Source organism: Pseudomonas sp. IT-P12, from assembly GCF_949767465.1.
Taxonomy (GTDB): domain Bacteria; phylum Pseudomonadota; class Gammaproteobacteria; order Pseudomonadales; family Pseudomonadaceae; genus Aquipseudomonas.
In genome coordinates this window covers 207,700-226,584 of the sequence record NZ_CATKPY010000011.1, presented here as the reverse complement: position 1 = coordinate 226,584, position 18,885 = coordinate 207,700, and the positions used below count along the sequence as shown (strand labels likewise).

Annotated in this window: 16 protein-coding genes; 11 read left to right on the top strand and 5 right to left on the bottom strand. The window is 62.8% G+C overall.

The features are described 5' to 3' along the window. Positions 1–184 precede the first annotated feature (184 nt). Complete coding sequence (locus tag ACM6IM_RS04295) at positions 185–1,216, top strand: D-cysteine desulfhydrase family protein (RefSeq protein ID WP_414864290.1); 1,032 nt, start codon at positions 185–187, stop codon at positions 1,214–1,216. 3 nt (positions 1,217–1,219) lie between these two features. On the opposite strand, the gene ACM6IM_RS04290 is transcribed toward ACM6IM_RS04295, so the two are convergent. Next, on the bottom strand, positions 1,220–1,558 hold the full coding sequence (locus tag ACM6IM_RS04290; RefSeq protein WP_414864289.1) for an FKBP-type peptidyl-prolyl cis-trans isomerase: 339 nt from the start codon (positions 1,556–1,558) through the stop codon (positions 1,220–1,222). A 220-nt stretch (positions 1,559–1,778) separates the two neighbouring features. Here ACM6IM_RS04290 and ACM6IM_RS04285 point away from each other — a divergent pair, with 220 nt between their 5' ends. The 3 genes from ACM6IM_RS04285 to ACM6IM_RS04275 all read left to right on the top strand — a co-directional run bounded on the left by ACM6IM_RS04285 (position 1,779) and on the right by ACM6IM_RS04275 (position 5,176). After that, the gene (locus ACM6IM_RS04285; protein WP_414864288.1) at positions 1,779–2,846 is read left to right on the top strand and encodes a diguanylate cyclase domain-containing protein; all 1,068 of its coding nucleotides are present in this window, start codon (positions 1,779–1,781) and stop codon (positions 2,844–2,846) included. 234 nt (positions 2,847–3,080) lie between these two features. Next, positions 3,081–4,373 carry an MFS transporter gene (locus tag ACM6IM_RS04280; RefSeq protein WP_414864287.1) on the top strand — a complete coding sequence of 431 codons (1,293 nt, stop codon included), beginning with the start codon at positions 3,081–3,083 and terminating at the stop codon, positions 4,371–4,373. Positions 4,374–4,399: 26 nt separating this feature from the next. Then, positions 4,400–5,176 (top strand): substrate-binding domain-containing protein, encoded by a 777-nt coding sequence (locus ACM6IM_RS04275; RefSeq protein WP_192303193.1) that lies wholly within the window; start codon positions 4,400–4,402, stop codon positions 5,174–5,176. On the opposite strand, the gene ACM6IM_RS04270 is transcribed toward ACM6IM_RS04275, so the two are convergent. Beyond that, positions 5,166–6,071, bottom strand: coding sequence for a LysR family transcriptional regulator (locus ACM6IM_RS04270; RefSeq protein ID WP_192303195.1), 906 nt, complete (start codon positions 6,069–6,071; stop codon positions 5,166–5,168). The two genes, ACM6IM_RS04275 and ACM6IM_RS04270, sit on opposite strands and share 11 nt — an antisense overlap. A gap of 238 nt (positions 6,072–6,309) precedes the next feature. Here ACM6IM_RS04270 and ACM6IM_RS04265 point away from each other — a divergent pair, with 238 nt between their 5' ends. Together ACM6IM_RS04265 and ACM6IM_RS04260 are read left to right on the top strand one after the other, a co-directional pair. Continuing rightward, on the top strand, positions 6,310–8,118 hold the full coding sequence (locus ACM6IM_RS04265) for a monovalent cation:proton antiporter-2 (CPA2) family protein (protein WP_414864286.1): 1,809 nt from the start codon (positions 6,310–6,312) through the stop codon (positions 8,116–8,118). A gap of 118 nt (positions 8,119–8,236) precedes the next feature. Then, positions 8,237–9,337, top strand: coding sequence for a DNA alkylation repair protein (locus tag ACM6IM_RS04260; protein WP_414864285.1), 1,101 nt, complete (start codon positions 8,237–8,239; stop codon positions 9,335–9,337). A gap of 34 nt (positions 9,338–9,371) precedes the next feature. Here ACM6IM_RS04260 and ACM6IM_RS04255 read toward each other — a convergent pair whose 3' ends face one another. Further along, the gene (locus ACM6IM_RS04255; protein WP_414864284.1) at positions 9,372–10,268 is read right to left on the bottom strand and encodes a LysR family transcriptional regulator; all 897 of its coding nucleotides are present in this window, start codon (positions 10,266–10,268) and stop codon (positions 9,372–9,374) included. A gap of 121 nt (positions 10,269–10,389) precedes the next feature. Between ACM6IM_RS04255 and ACM6IM_RS04250 the strand changes: the two genes are divergently transcribed. The 3 genes from ACM6IM_RS04250 to lldD all read left to right on the top strand — a co-directional run bounded on the left by ACM6IM_RS04250 (position 10,390) and on the right by lldD (position 15,116). Further along, a complete protein-coding gene (locus tag ACM6IM_RS04250) occupies positions 10,390–12,036 on the top strand; it encodes a GMC family oxidoreductase (RefSeq protein WP_414864283.1) in 1,647 nt (548 codons plus the stop codon). Between the two features lie 137 nt (positions 12,037–12,173). Then, a complete protein-coding gene (locus tag ACM6IM_RS04245) occupies positions 12,174–13,796 on the top strand; it encodes an MFS transporter (protein WP_414864282.1) in 1,623 nt (540 codons plus the stop codon). Between the two features lie 177 nt (positions 13,797–13,973). Next, entirely contained in the window at positions 13,974–15,116 is a 1,143-nt protein-coding gene (gene lldD / locus ACM6IM_RS04240; RefSeq protein ID WP_414864281.1) for an FMN-dependent L-lactate dehydrogenase LldD, read from the top strand. A 45-nt stretch (positions 15,117–15,161) separates the two neighbouring features. Here the strand turns inward: lldD and ACM6IM_RS04235 are convergent, their stop codons facing one another. After that, positions 15,162–15,344: a hypothetical protein gene (locus ACM6IM_RS04235; RefSeq protein ID WP_414864280.1), complete on the bottom strand. Its 183-nt coding sequence runs from the start codon at positions 15,342–15,344 to the stop codon at positions 15,162–15,164. Next, positions 15,345–15,713, bottom strand: a complete 369-nt coding sequence (locus tag ACM6IM_RS04230; RefSeq protein ID WP_201190068.1) for a DUF427 domain-containing protein — start codon at positions 15,711–15,713, stop codon at positions 15,345–15,347. A 270-nt stretch (positions 15,714–15,983) separates the two neighbouring features. Here ACM6IM_RS04230 and ACM6IM_RS04225 point away from each other — a divergent pair, with 270 nt between their 5' ends. Both ACM6IM_RS04225 and ACM6IM_RS04220 read left to right on the top strand, forming a co-directional pair. Next, the gene (locus ACM6IM_RS04225) at positions 15,984–17,933 is read left to right on the top strand and encodes a DNA topoisomerase III (protein WP_414864279.1); all 1,950 of its coding nucleotides are present in this window, start codon (positions 15,984–15,986) and stop codon (positions 17,931–17,933) included. Positions 17,934–18,470: 537 nt separating this feature from the next. Further along, positions 18,471–18,800: a hypothetical protein gene (locus ACM6IM_RS04220; RefSeq protein WP_192304820.1), complete on the top strand. Its 330-nt coding sequence runs from the start codon at positions 18,471–18,473 to the stop codon at positions 18,798–18,800. Positions 18,801–18,885: the final 85 nt, after the last annotated feature.

Here is an 18,885-nt window from a genome sequence, read left to right as displayed (position 1 = left end):
GCATATACAGTATAGCTTCGACCTCCCGCGCACAAGTCGGCCAAGGACCCTTGATCGGGTCAGCGGTCGCGCAAGCGTGGCTCATTCATTACATCAGGTTAAAGCTGTAATGACTGGCACAGCGTTTATCGCCCGCGCCGTTCTCCCTACAGTCAGGTGAATAACCGTCAACGAGGCGCCATCGATGCACACCCCACTGGACAAGTCCCTGAACGCTTTTGCCCGAGCCGACCTGCTGCAAGGTTCGACGCCCATTCAACGGGCCGAACGACTGGAACGGCGGCTGGGTCTGGATTCACAGGGCATTGGCCTGTTTCTCAAGCGTGACGACCATATGTCCCTGGGCGGCGGTGGCAACAAGCTGCGCAAACTTGAATTTCATCTCGGCGCGGCGCAGCAGGGTGGCGTCGATACGATCATCACCGTCGGCGGCGTCCAATCCAACCATGCACGCCTGACTGCCGCCGCCTGTGCCCGTCTGGGCATGGCCTGCGTATTGATCCTGACTCGCTCGGTGCCCAAGACCGATGTGGACTACGAACTCAACGGCAACGTGTTGCTCGATCAATTGTTTGGCGCCGAGCTCCAGGTGCTGAACGCGGGCGCCGACGCACTCGCCCTGGCGGAAACACGGGCCGCGCAGCTGCGTGACGCTGGGCGCCAGGTACGGGTGATTCCCATGGGCGGCTCGACCCCGCTGGGCAGTCTGGGCTATGCCCGCTGTGCCGCAGAGATTGCACGCCAGGAGAGCGAGCTCGGCCTCACCTTCAACCAGGTCGTGGTGCCCAACGGCAGCGCCGGCACCCACGCCGGGCTGGCCGCCGGTTTCCAGTTGCTGGGACGCGGCACATCGATCGTCAAGTCTTATTCGGTGCTGTCGGACAGTCAGTCTTCGGCGACGCGCACCCTGAACCTGACCCGGGACACCCTGGCATTACTGGACAGCCATGCCAGCCCGACGGCCGAGGAGATCGTCATTGACGGCAGCCAATTGGGCGCCGGTTACGGCCTGCCGACCCACGCCATGCAGGACGCCGTGCGCCTGATGGCCCGCGCCGAAGGCTTGCTGATCGACCCGGTGTACTCCGGCAAAGCCTTTGCCGGCCTGCTGGCCGACCTACGGCAAGGGCATTTCCGCGCCGGCGACAATGTGCTGTTCGTCATGACGGGCGGCACCCCGGGGCTGTACGCCTATCGGGAAACCTTTCAGGCCTAGGGCTCAATCATCCCGCGTCAGCACTTCGAGCAATTCAATCTCGAAAATCAGGTTCGAATTCGGCGTGATCTTGCCCATGGTGCGTTCGCCATAAGCCAGATGCGCCGGCACCAGCAGTTTGCGCTTGCCACCGACCTGCATGCCCATGATGCCCTGATCCCAGCCCTTGATCACCCGCCCGGTGCCAATCACGCACTGGAACGGTTTGCCCCGGCTGTAGGAAGAATCGAACTCGGTGCCGTCTTCCAGCCAGCCGCGGTACTGGGTCGTGATCAGCGCGCCTTTGACAGCGGTTTTGCCGTCACCCGGCTCGATGTCGATGATGTGCAGTTCGTCGCTCATGTTTCCACTCATTCTCTGTCACCCAGCTACGGGCTGCGGACGCAGGTTTTCGCAGAAATTGCCTTCGAAGGCAATCCATCGAGCCGAGGCCGTTGCGCCTGCGCCCATGGCCGGCGACCTGTCGCGCTCACTCGCGGAGCGGATTGTGTCAGGGCCGTTGCTGCAATTGCGCGGGTGTCTGGTCTACCATAAGCGCAATGACCCGCAATGATGGCTCGCCATGATGGCACCTGTTTTCATCTGGATCAGCGCAGCACTCGCCGCAACGGTGTTGTTCCTGGTCGCCCTGTTGATCTGGCGCGAGCGTTCGCTGCGCAAGCAGTTGGCCGAATGTAGAGCGCTGCTTGCCGGTTTTCCCGAACGCCAGGCCAGCCCGGAGAAAGGCGACGTCGAACGCTACAAGCGCAGCCAGTATTTCGCCCGCATCGGCACCTGGGACTGGGATGTCGACACGGAGCGCCTGTACTGGTCCGACGCGATCTTCGGCATGTTCGGGTTCAAGATCGGCGAAGTCGTGCCCTCCTACGCCCTGTTTTGCAGCTGCGTGCACCCCGAGGACAGGGAAAGGGTGCGGGCCGGTGAACTGCGTTGCCTGGAAACCGGCGAGAATCATGACGAGGAGTACCGCGTCATCTGGCCCGACGGCACCATTCGCTGGCTGCGCGAAACCGGTAATGTGGTGAAAAACGCCCACGACGAAACGATCAAGATGATGGGGGTGGTGCGTGACATCACTGAAGAAAAAGCCTCCGCCAGCTACTTGCAGCACCTGGCCCACTTCGATCCGTTGACCGGCCTGCCCAATCGCCTGGTGCTCGAGGAGCGTCTGTCCAGTGCGCTGGAACAGGCGCGAACCAGCAACACGCGGGTGGCGCTGGTGTTCATCGACCTCAACGGTTTCAAGGCCATCAACGACCGTTACGGCCATGCGGCCGGCGACCGCGTGCTCGTCACCATGGCCACACGCCTGAAACGGGTATTGCGCTCGACCGACACCGTCGCCCGCATCGGTGGCGACGAGTTCGTGGTCATCCTCCAGGGTCTGCCGCAGGCCGGCAGCCTGCAAGACGAGGCGCGCGTGATCTGCCAGAAGATCTTCGTCGAACTCTCACCCCCCATCGCCATCGGCAGCGAGCACCGCCACATCGGCACCAGCCTCGGCGTCGCCGTGTTCCCGGACCATGCGCCAAGCATGGACCGCCTGATTCACATTGCCGACCTGGCGATGTATGAGGCCAAGCGCAGCGGGAACAACCAGTATCGGCTGGGTGGGCAGACGGTCTGTTGACGTCGCTCCGAGTGAAGTGCCTGACCTGGCAACCTGGCTGACGCGCAGTCCATCGCGAGCAGGCTCGCGTTGTTCGAAAGGGCATCGGCTCTCAACCATTGATCCGCCTTGCGCATCAATGCATGCCAACAATGCACTTATCATATCGATCTCCCTGTTCCACCATTCGCCTCAATAAGAACCGTGCGCCGCGACCAGGTGGTGCACGTCATAACAGCGGTGGAGTACAGGTCAATGACTGCAGCAATCCCTTCCGGGCGTTCCCGCGCCGGCGCCATTTTCCGAGTGACATCGGGCAATTTCCTCGAACAGTTCGATTTCTTCCTTTTCGGCTTCTACGCCACACAGATCGCCGCCGTGTTTTTCCCGGCCAGCAGCGAATTCGCCTCGTTGATGATGACCTTTGCCGTGTTCGGCGCGGGCTTCCTGATGCGACCGCTGGGCGCGGTGGTGCTCGGCGCCTATATCGATGACGTCGGTCGACGCAAAGGCCTGATCGTCACGCTGTCGATCATGGCCAGCGGTACGATCCTGATCGTGCTGGTGCCCGGCTACGAAACCATCGGCCTGTTCGCCCCGGCCATCGTGCTGGTCGGCCGCTTGCTGCAGGGTTTCTCGGCCGGCGCGGAAATGGGGGGCGTCTCGGTGTACCTCGCGGAAATCGCCACGCCCGGCAACAAGGGCTTTTTCACCAGTTGGCAGTCGGGCAGCCAGCAAGTGGCAATTATCGTCGCGGCAGCCCTGGGTTACGGGCTGAACCAGTGGATGGCGCCGGCGATGATTGCCGATTGGGGCTGGCGTATTCCGTTCTTCGTGGGTTGCATGATCGTGCCGTTCATTTTCTTCCTGCGTCGCAACCTGGAGGAAACCGAAGAGTTCGCCAAGCGCAAGCACCGGCCGCGCATGGGCGATGTGTTCCGCACGCTGGCGCAAAACTGGGCGCTGGTGCTGGCCGGGATGATGATGGTCGCCTTGACCACCACGGCGTTCTACCTGATCACCGTCTACGCCCCGACCTTCGGCAAGACCGTGCTGCACCTGAGCACCTCGGATGCGCTGCTGGTGACCCTGCTGGTCGGTGTGTCGAATTTCTTCTGGTTGCCGATTGGCGGGGCATTGTCTGACCGTGTCGGCCGACGCCCGGTGCTGATCGCCATGGCGCTGCTGACACTGGCCACGGCCTACCCGGCGCTGACCTATCTGGTCAATGCACCCAGCTTCGTCAACATGCTGCTGGTGCTGCTGTGGCTGTCGTTCCTTTACGGCCTGTACAACGGCGCGATGATCCCGGCGCTGACGGAAATCATGCCGACCGAAGTGCGCGTCGCCGGTTTCTCCCTGGCGTACAGCCTGGCAACGGCCGTGTTCGGTGGTTTCACCCCGGCGATGTCGACCTTCCTGATCCAGTACACCGGTGACAAGGCCGCACCCGGCTACTGGATGAGTTTTGCTGCGCTCTGTGCCCTGTGCGCGACGCTGTATCTGTATCGCCGCGCCTCTGGCCGCCTGCAACCGGCGATGTCCTGAACCCGACCTTTTTCGAGAGACCGAACATGAAAAAACCATTCAACCTCGCCGCCCTGGCGCTGATGGCCAGCCTGGGCCTGAGCAGCCTGGCCCAGGCCGAAGAAATCCGCGTCATGACCTCGGGCGGCTTCACTGCCGCCTACAAGGTCCTCGGCCCGAAGTTCGCCGCCTCCACCGGCAATACCCTTGACACCGCCCTGGGCCCCTCGATGGGCAAGGCGCCGGAAGCCATCCCCAATCGCCTGGCCCGTGGCGAGAAAGCCGATGTGGTGATCATGGTCGGCTACGCCCTCGATGACCTGATCAAGCAAGGCAAGGTCGACCCGGCATCCCGCGTCGAGCTGGCCGATTCGCGGATCGGCCTGGTGGTGCGCGAAGGCGCGCCAAAGCCGGACATCAGCTCAGAGGCGGGCCTCAAAAAGACCCTGCTCGACGCGAAGTCCGTCGCCTACTCCGACAGTGCCAGCGGCGTGTACATCGAGAGTCAGTTGTTCAAGCGCCTGGGCATCGAGGAGCAGTTGAAGCCCAAGTCGGCGATGGTCCCGAAAATCCCGGTGGGCTCGGTGGTCGCCACCGGCGACTATCAACTGGGCTTCCAGCAGGTCAGCGAATTGCTGCCGGTGCCGGGGGTCAGCTTCGTGGCGAAGATTCCGGAGTCGCTGCAGTCGGTGACGCGTTTCGCCGCCGGCATTCCGGTCGGCGCACAACACCCGGCGCAAGCCCGGGCGCTGCTGGACTACCTGGCGTCCCCGGTGGCGCAAGCGGATGTGAAAGCCACGGGGCTGGATTCGGTCACTCGCTGACCTCGACCTTCATCTGCACCACCAGGCGCTCCAGTTCCAGCGCCGCCGGGGTCAACGTACGGCCCCGGCGCTTGATGATCCCGACACTGCGCATCACCTGCGGCTCGGTCAACGGCACCCGGGTCAGGATCGGGTGGTCCGCCGCCGGCATGGCCATCAGCGGCACTGCCGCCACGCCCAGCCCCGCCTCCACCAGACCGATCATCGTCGTCACATGCCGGGTCTCGCAGATGCTCTGGCGCTGCGGCACGATGCCCGTCAGCGCCTGGTCCAGCAGAAAGCGGTTGCCCGAGGTTTTATCCAGCGATATGTAATCCTGCCGGTAAAACTCGTCCCAGGTCACGCTGCTGCGGCCCGCCAGCGGATGATCGCGGCGGCAGGCAACGACATAGCCCTCCTGCACCAGCGGCTCGAAGTCCACTTCAGCCTCCAGGGTGCCCATGAAACTCAGGCCGAAATCCGCTTCGCCATTGACCACGGCGCTCAATACATCGTGGGCGCTGGAGTCGAGGACCTTGACTTTGATCCGCGGAAACTGGCGGTGGTAATGGGCGACGACCCGCGGCATGAAGTAATACGCCGCCGACGGGACGCAAGCGACCGTGACGTGGCCAAGCCGGGTCGAGGCGACTTCACTGATGCCCAGCAGGGCGACATCCAGGTCATCCAGCAAGCGTTCGACGCTGGGCATGAAGCCGCGACCGGCCTGAGTCAGGCTGACCTTGCGCGTGGTGCGTTCGAACAACCTGACGCCGAGGGCGTCTTCGAGCTTCTCGATGCGCCGGCTCAGGGCGGGCTGGGAGATGCGCACAGCGTCGGCGGCCTTGCGAAAACTGCCCTGTTCGACCACGGCGCGAAAGGCTTGCAGGTCATTGAGGTCGAAGTTGATGGCCATGCGGCAGGCTCGGGGGCGTTGGAAAGATTGATCAGCTTATCCTATGAATGTAACTTTTTAATGCAAAATGTAACTGAGTTTGTGACGTTTGCGTGGTCCTCATCGCGAGCAGGCTCACTTCCACAGGCCTGCGCCGGTCTCGTGGGAGCGAGCCTGCTCGCGATGGCGGTTGCTGACGCAAAGCGCTTCACCCTTTATTCTTCCCGCCCCCCGCCTCACCGAGTTCTGGAGTTTCGTCATGCCCCATGAAGGCAACCTGTTACAAGCCGCTGTCGTGTTTCTGTTCGCGGCGGTGCTCACCGTTCCGCTGGCCAAGCGCCTGCAACTGGGGGCGGTGCTGGGCTACCTGTTTGCCGGTGTGATTATCGGGCCGTCGGTGCTCGGGCTGATTGGTAACCCGCAGAGCGTCAGTCATATTTCCGAGCTGGGCGTGGTGTTGCTGCTGTTCATCATCGGCCTCGAGTTGTCGCCTCGGCGCTTGTGGGTAATGCGCAAGTCGGTGTTTGGCGTGGGCCTCGCGCAGGTATTGCTGACCGGTTCGGTCATCGGTGTCGTCGCGCTGTTCCTGTTTGGCCAGCCGTTGAACAGCGCCATCGTGCTGGGACTGGGCCTGGCCCTGTCGTCCACCGCCTTCGGCCTGCAAAGCCTGGCCGAACGCAAGGAGCTGACCAGTCCCCACGGACGGCTGGCGTTCGCGATCCTGTTGTTCCAGGACATCGCCGCAATTCCCTTGATCGCCATGGTGCCGCTGCTGGCGGGCGGCGATCACACCACCAGCGCTGCCGAGGACATCAACCATGGCTTGCGGGTGCTGGGCAGCATCGCTGTGGTGGTGATCGGCGGTCGCTACCTGCTGCGCCCGGTGTTCCGCGTGGTGGCTCGCACCGGGCTGCCGGAAGTCTCCACCGCCACCGCCCTGCTGGTGGTGATCGGCACCGCGTGGCTGATGGACCTGGTCGGCGTGTCCATGGCGCTGGGCGCCTTCCTGGCCGGGTTGCTGCTCGCCGACTCGGAATATCGCCACGAACTGGAAGCGCAGATCGAACCCTTCAAGGGCCTGCTGCTGGGCCTGTTTTTCATCAGCGTGGGCATGGGCGCCAATCTGAGTTTGCTGCTCAGCGCACCGATCACGGTGTTGGGGCTGACCCTGCTGCTGATCGCCATCAAGCTGCCGCTGCTGTTTGTGGTCGGCCGGCTGGCTGGCGGCCTGGGCAAGGTCAGCGCGATCCGCCTGGGTATCGTGTTGGCGGCGGGCGGCGAATTCGCCTTCGTGGTCTTCAAGATCGGTCGCGACCAGGGCCTGTTCGAACCACGTCTGTACGATCTGCTGGTGCTGACGATCACCCTGTCCATGGCCGTGACGCCGCTGTTGCTGCTGGTTTGCGCGCGTCTGGTCAGCCCTAAGGTGCAGCCGGTGGTGGTGCCGGAGAAATTCCGCGAGATCGACACCGACGAACCCCGCGTGGTGATTGCCGGCATGGGCCGGATGGGCCAGATCATTGCCCGTATCCTGCGGGCACAGAACATCAAGTTCGTCGCCCTCGACACATCGGTGGAAACCATCGAACTGTCGCGCAGCTTTGGGGGCGTACCGGTGTTCTACGGCGACCCGATGCGCCCGGAAATCCTCAGCGCCGCGAAGGTCGAACAGGCGGAGTATTTCATCATCGCCACCGATGATCCGGACGCCAACATCAAGACCGCCGAGGTGGTGCACCGCCTGTACCCGCACATCAAGATCATCGCCCGCGCCCGGAACCGTCAGCACGTGCACCGTCTGGTCGACCTGGGCGCCGAGGCGATTCGCGAAACCTATTACTCAAGCCTGGAAATGAGCCGGCGCACGCTGGTCGGCCTGGGCCTCACCCAAGCGCAGGCCGATGCCCGGATCAAGCGCTTCAAACACCACGATGAGCAGGTGCTGGAAGCCCAGCATGCGGTGTATGACGATGCGGCGAAGGTGTTGCAAACGGCCCAGGAAGCGCGGGCCGAGCTGGCCAAGTTGTTCGAGTCGGATCAGCTTGAGGAGCAGTCGGCGAAGAACTGAGGCATCCTTGAGGCCGCCATCGCGAGCAGGCTCGCTCCCACAGAGGTTTGCGCCGTCCTTGCTCGCGATGGCGTTCCGAGAAGCGTAACGATGAACCGACATTTTTCAAGGAAAACCCATGGCAACTGACCAACCCGCACCGGCTCTCAAGGAAATCTTCAACGCCGAGCGTCTCACGCACATCGCCACCGAGATGAGCGCGGTCTATCCCGAATTCAACGCCCGGGCCTTCCTGAAAATGGCCAACGACGGACTGTCCGAGCTGTCGATCATGCAGCGCATGGCGCGGGTCAGCGAGTGCCTGCATGCGACATTGCCGATGAGCTACGAAGCTTCGCTCGAGGTGTTGCGCGCCCTTGCCCCGCGCCTGAACAGTGGCTTCGTCAGCGTCTCGCTGCCGCATTACGTCGCGACCTACGGCCGCCATGCCTTCGAGTTGTCCATGGAGGCGCTGAAGTACTTCACCACCTTCGGCTCGGCGGAATTCGCCATCCGTTTTTTCCTGCGCAGTGATTTCGAGCGCACCCTGGCCGTCATGCAGGCGTGGTCGCTGGACGAAAACGAACACGTTCGGCGCCTCGCCAGCGAGGGTTGCCGGCCGCGCCTGCCGTGGTCGTTTCGGCTCGAGCAGGTTCAGGCCGACCCACGCCTGGCGGCCGCGATACTGGACAACCTCAAGGCCGACGACAGCCTCTATGTGCGCAAGTCGGTGGCCAACCACCTCAACGACATCACCAAGGATCACCCCGACTGGGTGCTGGACACCCTCGAAGGCTGGTCACTGGACAACAAACACACCGCGTGGATCGCCAGGCACGCGCTGCGCAGCCTGATCAAGCAGGGCCACCCGCGTGCATTGGCAATCATCGGCGCCGGTGGCAAGCCCGAAGTCGAGATCATCGACGTCAAGGTCGAACCGGCGGTCATTGCGCTCGGGGAAAAAATCACCCTGTCGTTCACGGTCAGGTCCACGGTCGAGAACAGCCAAAGGCTGGTGATCGACTACGCCATCGACTACGTGAAAGCCAACGGCAGCACCTCGGCGAAGGTGTTCAAGCTCAAGGCCTTGACCCTACCGGGCAAGGCCCGCGAGTTCCTCACGCGGGGCCAGCACATCAAGGAACTGACCACCCGCCGGCATTACGCGGGCCGACACGCGGTGCATGTCCTGGTGAACGGCGAGCGGCTGGCGAGCACTGCGTTCGAGATCCTTCCCTGAATCCCGCCTTTGCAGGAGCGTCGACCGGCGCCGCCTAAGGTTGATCGGCGCCCAGCAGTAGCGCCTGTTCGCGCTCACACAGCTCGACCACGTAATCCCACATCACCCGCAGCCGCACGGACTTGTGCAGTTCGCGGCGGGTACTGATCCAGTAGCTGCGCAGGATGCTTTCCTCCGGGAACAGCGGCACCAGTTGCGGATCGCCACTGACCATGTAGCACGGCAGCACCGCAATCCCCATGCCTGAACGTGCCGCCTGTTGCTGGGCGATCACGCTGGTGCTGTGAAAGACCACCTGCGGGTTGCGGCAGAAGCTGTTGAGAAACATCAGTTCCTGGCTGAACAGCAAGTCATCGACATAACCGATCCACGCCTGTCGGCCGAGGTCTTCACGACTGCGCAGCGGCGGTGCGCGGTCGAGATAGGCCTGGCTGGCGTACAGCGCCAGCCGGTAATCGGTCAGTTTGCGCGTGACCAGCATGTCGGCCGACGGGCGTTCGAGGTGGATGCTGATTTCCGCCTCGCGGTTGAGGATGCTGACGAATCGCGGCACCGCCACCAGTTCCACCTCCAGCCCCGGGTAGCGTTCGAACAGCCCGTTCATGCGGCTGGTGAGGAACATGATGCCCAACCCTTCGGTCACACCGACGCGAATCTTGCCCAGCGGCGCGGTGGATTGGGTGATCTCTTCCTGGGCCAGCAGCGCGACGTTTTCCATCGCTTCGGCATGCTTGAGCAGCGCCTCGCCCGCCGGCGTCAGCTCATAGCCCTGGGCATGCTGGACGAACAGTGCGGTGCCGAGGCTCTTTTCGATGGCCTCGATATGCCGGGCCACGGTGGCGTGGGTGGTGTGCAAGCGGCGTGCGGCAGTGAGCAAACGCCCGCTGCGCTGTAGCTCGAGAAAAAACCGCAGGTCATTCCAGTCGAACATGAAGCGTCCCTCAGGCGCACGCTGTTTAAAAACGAACAACGGCTGCGCAAAAACAAACATTCTTTTAACGAAAGCTAACAACTAGGATGACCGATAACAAGAACAACAACAGAGGTCAGGGATGCAGACTTCCCTTGATGAATTCGACTACATCGTGGTCGGGGCCGGGCCGGCCGGTTGCCTGTTGGCCAATCGCCTGTCGGCCAACCCGCAACATCGCGTGCTGCTGCTCGAAGCCGGCGGGCGCGACAATTACCCCTGGATCCACATTCCCGTGGGCTACCTGTTCTGCATCGGTAACCCGCGCACCGACTGGTGCTTCAAGACCGAAGCGCAACCGGGCCTGCAGGGCCGGGCCCTGAGTTATCCGCGAGGCAAGGTGCTCGGCGGCTGTTCCTCGATCAACGGCATGATCTACATGCGCGGCCAGAGCGGCGACTACGATGGCTGGGCTGCCGAAGGCAACCCCGGCTGGAGCTGGAACGACGTACTGCCACTGTTCAGGAAAAGTGAAAACCATTTCGCCGGTGATTCGCCCTTCCACGGTTCCAGCGGCGAATGGCGCATCGAACGCCAGCGCCTGTCGTGGCCGATTCTCGATGCCTTTCGCAGCGCGGCGGAGCAGAGCGGCATTGCCAGCGTCGACGACTTCAACCAGGGCGACAACGAAGGGTGCGGCTACTTCCAGGTCAATCAAAAAGGCGGGGTTCGCTGGAATGCCGCCAAGGCGTTTCTCAAACCGATCCGCCAACGGCCCAACCTCACCGTCCTGACCGAGGTTGAAGTCGACCGCGTGTTGCTGGAAAACGGCCGCGCCTCGACGGTGAGCGCCCGCTGGCAAGGCCAGGTCAAGCGCTTCAGAGCCCGCCAGGAAATCATCCTGTGCGCCGGCGCCGTCGGCTCACCGAGCATCCTCCAGCGCTCCGGCATCGGCCCTCGCCCGCTCCTGGAAAAACTGGGGATAGGCGTGGTTCACGCACTGCCGGGGGTGGGCGGCAATCTGCAGGACCACCTGCAACTGCGGCTGATCTACAAGCTGGAAAACGCCCGCACCCTGAACCAGATTGCCGGCAGCGTGTGGGGCAAGATGGGCATGGGCCTGCGTTACCTGTACGACCGCAGCGGGCCGCTGTCGATGGCGCCGAGCCAACTCGGGGCGTTTGCACGCTCGGGGCCCGAGCAGACGTCGGCCAATCTTGAATACCATGTGCAACCCTTGTCGCTGGAGCGCTTCGGCGAACCGCTGCACCCCTTCCCGGCCTTCACCGCGTCGGTCTGCGACCTGCGCCCACAAAGCCGCGGGCGCGTGGACATCCGCTCGGCCGATCCGCAGCAGGCGCCGCTGATTCAGCCCAACTACCTGAGCCACCCGCAGGACCTGCGCGTGGCGGCCGATGCGATCCGCCTGACTCGGCGCATCGTCCACGCCCCCGCCCTGCAGGCCTTCAAACCGGTGGAATACCTGCCCGGCGAAAGCCTGCAGAGCGAAGAACAACTGCACGAGGCGGCCGGCCGCATCGGCACGACGATTTTCCACCCGGTCGGCACCTGTCGCATGGGTCACGACAGCGATGCGGTCGTCGATGCGCAACTCAAGGTCCACGGCATCCCCGGCCTGCGTGTCGCCGATGCCTCGATCATGCCGCGCATCACGTCCGGCAACACCTGCTCGCCTACGCTGATGATTGCCGAAAAGGCGGCGCAGCTGATCCTTGACCCCACCACGAGGAGAACCCCGTCCCCCATGGAACTGGCGACAAATCCCTGAACCAAAGGACAGAACACTGTGGGAGCGAGACCGGCTTGGCGGTCTGGCTCCCACAGGGGTACGACAACAGCGGCGCCCGCCCACAAGGCAGGCGCCGACAGTGGAACAACAAAAACAATCACTGTGAGGGAACCGATATGTCAGAACACGTTCAGCCGCTCAACATCACGCGCAGTGCCGAGATCGGCCGCGACACGCGCAAGGTCATCTTTGCCTCATCGCTCGGGACAGTGTTCGAGTGGTACGACTTTTTCCTCTATGGCGCCCTCGCAGCGGTGATCAGCAAGCAGTTCTTCGCCGGGGTCAACGACACCACCGCGTTCATCTTTGCGCTGATGGCCTTCGCCGCCGGCTTCATCGTGCGGCCCTTCGGTGCACTGGTGTTCGGTCGCCTCGGCGACATGATCGGCCGTAAATACACCTTCCTCGCCACCATTGTCCTCATGGGCCTGGCCACCTTCTGTGTCGGGCTGCTACCGACCTATGCCAGCATCGGCATCGCCGCGCCGATCATCCTCGTGGTGCTGCGCATGCTGCAGGGCCTGGCCCTGGGCGGCGAATACGGTGGCGCCGCAACCTATGTCGCCGAACACGCGCCCATCGACAAGCGCGGCTTCCACACCAGCTGGATCCAGTCCACCGCCACCCTCGGGCTGTTGCTGTCGCTGCTGGTGGTGCTGGGTTGCCGCTACTTCACCGGGGACCAGTTCGAAGTCTGGGGCTGGCGCATTCCGTTCCTGTTTTCCATCGTGTTGCTGGGGATTTCCACCTGGATCCGCCTGAGCCTGCACGAGTCCCCCGCGTTCGTGAAAATGAAAGAGGAAGGCAAGCTCTGCAAGTCGCCGCTGCGCGACTCCTTCGGCAAATGGGAAAACCTCAAGGTCGTGTTGATCGCGCTGTTCAGCATCAATGCCGGCCAAGCAGTGACCTTCTATGCCGCGCAGTTCTACGTGCTGTTTTTCCTCACCCAGTTCCTGAAGATGGACCCGGCACTGGCCAACAGCCTGCTGATCATCAGCGTGACCATCGGCGCACCGTTCTTCATCTTCTTCGGCTGGCTGTCGGACAAGGTCGGGCGCAAACCGGTGCTGATGCTCGGGCTGCTGCTGGCCACCGTGCTGTACTTTCCGATCTTCAAGACCCTGGCCCACTACGCCAACCCGGCCATCGACCAGGCCAGCCGCCAGGCCCCGATCACCGTACTGGCCGACCCGGCCACCTGCACCTTCCAGTTCGACCCGGTGGGCAAGGCCAAATTCGACAGCCCTTGCGACAAGGTCAAGACCTTCCTGGTCAAGCAGGGCCTGCCCTACAGCAGCGCTGCAGCACCGGCCGGCAGCGGCGTGCAGGTCAGCATCGGCGACGTGAAAATCGAAGGCTATGACGAAGCGGCCCTGCGTGGCGCGGTGACGCTGGCCGGGTATCCATCACAAGCCGATACCCAATCGATCAACAAGACCATGATCGTGGCGCTGATCGTCGCGCTGATCATCATCTCGGCCATGTGCTACGGCCCGCTGGCGGCGTTGATGGTCGAGCTGTTCCCGACGCGCATCCGCTACACCTCGATGTCCCTGCCCTATCACATCGGCAATGGCTGGTTCGGCGGGTTCCTGCCGACGGTGTCGTTCGCGCTGGTGGTGTACACCGGGGACATTTTCTATGGACTCTGGTACCCGGTGGTGATTACGGCGGTCAGCCTGGTGGTGGGGCTGATCTGTCTGCGTGAGACCAAGCAGGTGGATTTGAACAACAACTGATCCATCGGGTGCCGCTCGCTCTGTGGGAGCGGCTCGCTCGCGAAGTGGACGTGTCAGCCAACGAAGAGGTCAACTGACAGTCCGCTTTCGCGAGCACGCCCACTCCCACAAGTGGTCGGCTTTTCGCTACTCTGACACCCCGCACCATCGCCCCGCCCTCCACCCGAACGAGGCCCCATGATCATTTCATCCGCATCCGACTATCGCGAGGCAGCCCGTCGCAAGCTCCCCAGGTTTCTCTTCGACTACATCGACGGCGGCGCGTATGCCGAGCACACGCTGAGGGCCAACAGCGCCGACCTGACCAGCATCAGCCTGCGCCAGCGCATCCTGAAGAACGTCGAGACCCTGAGCCTGGAAACCCGCCTGTTCGACCAGCCGCTGTCGATGCCCATCGTCCTCGCCCCTGTCGGCCTGACCGGCATGTTCGCCCGGCGCGGTGAAGTGCAGGCGGCCAAGGCTGCGGAAAACAAAGGCATCCCGCTGTGCCTGTCGACGGTCTCGGTGTGTTCGATCGAGGAAGTCACCCGCCAGACCGAGCAAACCATCTGGTTCCAGTTGTATGTGCTCAAGGACCGCGGTTTCATGAAAAATGCCCTGGAACGGGCCAAGGCTGCCGGGGTGAAAAACCTGGTGTTCACGGTCGACATGCCCACCCCCGGCGCACGATACCGTGACGCGCATTCGGGGATGTCCGGACCTTTCGCCTCATCGCGCCGCCTCCTGCAAGCCATGACCCGGCCTGACTGGGCGTACAACGTCGGCCTCATGGGCCGCCCGCACGATCTCGGCAACATTTCCAGGTACCTGGGCAAAGCCGTCACCCTGGAAGACTACATGGGCTGGCTGGCCAACAACTTCGACCCGTCGATCAGCTGGAGCGACCTGCAGTGGATTCGTGACTTCTGGCAAGGCCCGATGATCATCAAGGGTATTCTCGATCCCCAGGACGCCAGGGATGCGGTGAGCTTCGGTGCCGATGGCATCGTGGTATCGAACCACGGCGGACGGCAGCTGGACGGCGTGCTCTCCACCACCAAGGCATTGCCGCCGATCATGCAGGCGGTGGGCGATGACCTGACCGTGCTGGTCGATTCGGGCATCCGTTCGGGGCTGGATGTGGTGCGGATGCTGGCACTGGGGGCCAAGGGGGTCTTGCTGGGACGTTCAATGGCCTATGCGCTGGCCGCCGATGGCCAGCGGGGCGTGGAAAACATGCTGGATATCTTTGCCAGGGAAATGCGTGTGGCGATGACATTGACCGGGGTGACGTCGATTGCGCAGATCGATGAATCAACGCTGGTGCAGGCCCTGCGCTGAGTGCAACCCTCCGAATCTGAATCGCCGCGCCTGGACGCGGCGATTTCAGGCGGCCTGGAAACTCGCTGTGAACGACACCATCAAGTTGCGCGGATCACCGTCATTCGGTGCGGTCCGCGTCTTGATGACACGCACCAAGGTGTCCTGTGCCAGGCCAGCGGCATCGGACGCATTGCCCGGACGCTTGCGCAGCCAGCCGTTGAGCCAAGCGTGGTGGACCGGCAGCAATCACTCGACATCCTTGAGGATTTCGAACGTCACCTGGTCGGGATAGAACGCGACGTAATTCTTGATCTGCTCGACCGAGATCTTCGGCGATTCATAGCTCCACACCGCATTCGCGCCCTCATGCCCCGGAATCTGCAGGCTGAAGTAGCTCGCGTCGCCCTTGTACGGGCAATAGCTGGTGTGATCGGTGCGGGCGAAATATTGCTCGTCGATGTCCTCACGCGGCACGTAGTACACCGGCGGATAATTGGCCTCCAGCAGCACCAGCGCGCGCGTGGACGCGGCGACCTGAATACCGTGGAACTTCACCAGCAGGCAGCCGGGCTGCTCGGCGATGGTAATGACGGGGCTGGGGCCGGAGTTCTTCATGTAATGCATTCCTCGGCAGGATGATGGACCGGTGGGAGCGTGCCTGGTCTTATCGTCGCACCGCTGCGATGGGTCAGGCCGCCGCCCCGAAACTTGAGACGGCACCTGTCAGGTATAACCCAATTTTCGCCATCGCGACGGACGTACAGCCGAACGGGACGGTAATGATCGGAAATACGGAAGCTGTACATCCATACAGATAAAGATTGCTCCTTCGCCCATCACACGCCATCCTGTGCACCTCCCGGCAGTTGATGAACGATGGTGGTTATGCGGCTGTTCCTCTGTGAAAAACCTTCCCAGGCCAAAGACATCGCGGCCGTACTCGGCGCACGCCGACGCGGTGAAGGATGCTGGCTGGGTACGGGCGTCACGGTGACCTGGTGCATCGGCCATCTGCTGGAGACCGCCGCGCCGGATGCCTACGACGCGCGTTACAAGCGCTGGGTGCTTGCCGACCTGCCGATCATTCCCGGCACATGGAAAATGACCGTCAAACCGCGCACGGCCAGCCAGTACAAGGCGGTCAAACGCCTGCTCGGCGAAGCCGATGAACTGGTGATCGCCACCGACGCCGACCGTGAGGGAGAGATGATCGCCAGGGAGCTGGTGGATCACTGCCGTTATCGCGGGCCGATTCAGCGCTTGTGGCTGTCAGCCCTGGACGATGCCTCGATCCGCAAGGCACTGGCGGCATTGAAGCCCGGGGCCGAGACCTTCAGCCTCTACCATTCCGCGCTGGGCCGCTCGCGGGCCGACTGGCTGATCGGCATGAACATGAGTCGGCTGTTCACCCTGCTCGGGCGTCAGTCGGGCTATCAAGGGGTATTGCCGGTGGGCCGGGTGCAGACACCGACGCTGCGACTGGTGGTGGATCGCGATCGCAGCATCGCTGACTTCGTCCCCGTCGCCTATTGGGCCATCGACGTGCAATTGCTCCATCAGGGCACCTCGTTCACCGCACAGTGGCGCGCCCCCTCCGAGGCGTGTGACGACCAGGACCGCTGCCTCAACCAGGCCCTGGCCCAACACGCCGCCACGGCACTGGCCGGCGCGGCGAGTGCCTGGGTGATCAAGCTGCGCACCGAGCGCCTGCGCGAAGTGGCGCCGCTGCCGTTCGATCTCGGCACGTTGCAGGAGATCTGTTCGAAGAAGCTCGGCCTCGGTGCCCAGGAAACCCTCGACATCGCCCAGGCGCTGTATGAAACCCACAAGCTCATCACCTACCCGCGCAGCGATTGCGGCTACCTGCCGGTCAGCCAGCACAGTGAAGCGCCGGCGATCCTGGCGGCGTTGAGGCAGGCGGATCCGACGCTCGACGCCTTGCGCGACCACCTGCTGCCCCAGCGCCGCTCCCGGGCGTGGAACGACGCAAAAGTCAGCGCTCACCATGGCATCATCCCCACCGCTGCAGCACAGAACCTCGGCCGGCTCGCGGGCAAGCAGCGCGCGGTCTACACCCTGATCCGTGCACGCTACCTGGCGCAATTTCTGCCCGATCATGAATACGACCGGACCCAGGCCGACTTCGACTGCGCCGGCCAAGCCCTGCGCGCGGTCGGCAAGCAGATCGTCGAGCCCGGTTGGAAACGCGCCCTGCCCGAGGCTCTCGCACCGGCCAGGGGACGCGAAGCGCCGGCGCCGCAGACCTTGCCGAGACTCAGCGAAGGCGCTGAATGTGCGGTGGCCGACGTGAAGCTCAAGGACCTCTGGACCCAACCCCCCAAGCCGTTTACCGAAGGCGACCTGATCAAGGCGATGAAGAACGTCGCCAAACTGGTGCAGGACCCGGTGCTCAAGCAGAAACTCAAGGACACCACCGGGATCGGCACCGAAGCGACCCGCGCCTCGATCATCCAGGGCCTGCTCGACCGTGGCTACCTGGTCAAGCACGGCAAGGCGCTGTCCGCAACTCCGGCCGCTTTCAGCCTGATCGATGCGGTGCCACGGGCGATTGCCGACCCTGGCACCACGGCGATCTGGGAACAGGCGCTGGACATGGTGCAAAGCGGTGAAATGAGCCTGGAAGAATTCGTCACCAAGCAAGCCGCGTGGATGAGCAAGCAGGTCGCCCGCTGCGCCGGCCTTAACCTGACCATCAGCGGCCCGGCAAGCCCCGCCGGGCGCGGTGCCACGCCGTGGAAAAACAAGCGCAAGACGGCCAAGCGCAAGCCTGCCAACGGTAACAAACGCGCGGGCAAACCGGCGGGCAAGGCGTAATGCACTGCCCCGCGCCGAAGCTGCACTGAGTTCCCCTGCTCATTCCAAACAGCTTTGTCGGACAATATGTAGTGACCGAAAATAATCACTACAAAACCGTTGACGCCTTCGATTTGCCCTTGCATGATGCAGCCATCTCCCCGATCGGGAGTAAGGCAACACGTTTGAGCAAGCTCGTCTGACCGCCGAGCTGTTTTTCCCGGATACACGCTGCCCACAAGGCAGATTGAAGAAGCTGACCTGGCCTGAACGTCCAGTACAAGGACGAGAAGCGCTGGCGATCAATCCTCATGAAGCTTGTGGCCGACCTTGAAACGTCGGTAGTGGCCTGAAGGTTATCGCTGCTTCTCTTCGTTGTGACGCAATTGCGTAGCAGTTATTCAACACGACTACATGCAACAGACGCGGGACCCCGCCCTTTCTGGTGGACGAACGCTGACGTCCTGGTTTCGGTGCCAGGGATCAACTAACCGATGGGCTACCTGTATTAGCGAATCAACTTTGAAAGATTACCAAATGGTCAAGGGGGCTTTAATGATGAACCTGAACAATCAACCAACCATCGATGAATTGGCTCGTATGTTCGCTGCGCAAAAAGACAGCCATGACAGCCATATCCTGTGGGTCAGCAAGTCGGGCCAGGTTCAGATCGACTGCCTGGCGCCGCATGCCCACGAAGCCGAGTTCGACCAGAACCACCAGAACCTGGCGGCCCGCCTGAAGATGTACCGTCGCGGCCAGGGTTATGTCGGCAAGAAAGCCGCAGCCGACAAGGACTACATCGGCAGCGTCCTGCAGACACTGAAACAGGCCTGGGAATCGATGCAGAACAAGAACGAAGTTCAGGTGATTGACCGGTTCTATTAATTAATCGCCACAGACAAGGCCCCGCTCGACTGTTCGAGCGGGGCCTTTTTGTTTGCCGCCTGTTTGCCAAACAACGCTATCGTTA

Excerpts from the sequence above, each read along its gene's own strand:
- ACM6IM_RS04285 (WP_414864288.1), top strand. The coding sequence starts at position 1,779 with ATGATGGCACCTGTTTTCATCTGGATCAGCGCAGCACTCGCCGCAACG.
- ACM6IM_RS04220 (WP_192304820.1), top strand. The coding sequence starts at position 18,471 with ATGAACCTGAACAATCAACCAACCATCGATGAATTGGCTCGTATGTTC.
- ACM6IM_RS04245 (WP_414864282.1), top strand. The coding sequence starts at position 12,174 with ATGTCAGAACACGTTCAGCCGCTCAACATCACGCGCAGTGCCGAGATC.
- ACM6IM_RS04225 (WP_414864279.1), top strand. The coding sequence starts at position 15,984 with ATGCGGCTGTTCCTCTGTGAAAAACCTTCCCAGGCCAAAGACATCGCG.
- ACM6IM_RS04255 (WP_414864284.1), bottom strand. The coding sequence starts at position 10,268 with ATGTTCGACTGGAATGACCTGCGGTTTTTTCTCGAGCTACAGCGCAGC.
- lldD (WP_414864281.1), top strand. The coding sequence starts at position 13,974 with ATGATCATTTCATCCGCATCCGACTATCGCGAGGCAGCCCGTCGCAAG.
- ACM6IM_RS04295 (WP_414864290.1), top strand. The coding sequence starts at position 185 with ATGCACACCCCACTGGACAAGTCCCTGAACGCTTTTGCCCGAGCCGAC.
- ACM6IM_RS04260 (WP_414864285.1), top strand. The coding sequence starts at position 8,237 with ATGGCAACTGACCAACCCGCACCGGCTCTCAAGGAAATCTTCAACGCC.
- ACM6IM_RS04265 (WP_414864286.1), top strand. The coding sequence starts at position 6,310 with ATGCCCCATGAAGGCAACCTGTTACAAGCCGCTGTCGTGTTTCTGTTC.
- ACM6IM_RS04280 (WP_414864287.1), top strand. The coding sequence starts at position 3,081 with ATGACTGCAGCAATCCCTTCCGGGCGTTCCCGCGCCGGCGCCATTTTC.
- ACM6IM_RS04275 (WP_192303193.1), top strand. The coding sequence starts at position 4,400 with ATGAAAAAACCATTCAACCTCGCCGCCCTGGCGCTGATGGCCAGCCTG.
- ACM6IM_RS04270 (WP_192303195.1), bottom strand. The coding sequence starts at position 6,071 with ATGGCCATCAACTTCGACCTCAATGACCTGCAAGCCTTTCGCGCCGTG.
- ACM6IM_RS04250 (WP_414864283.1), top strand. The coding sequence starts at position 10,390 with ATGCAGACTTCCCTTGATGAATTCGACTACATCGTGGTCGGGGCCGGG.
- ACM6IM_RS04230 (WP_201190068.1), bottom strand. The coding sequence starts at position 15,713 with ATGAAGAACTCCGGCCCCAGCCCCGTCATTACCATCGCCGAGCAGCCC.
- ACM6IM_RS04290 (WP_414864289.1), bottom strand. The coding sequence starts at position 1,558 with ATGAGCGACGAACTGCACATCATCGACATCGAGCCGGGTGACGGCAAA.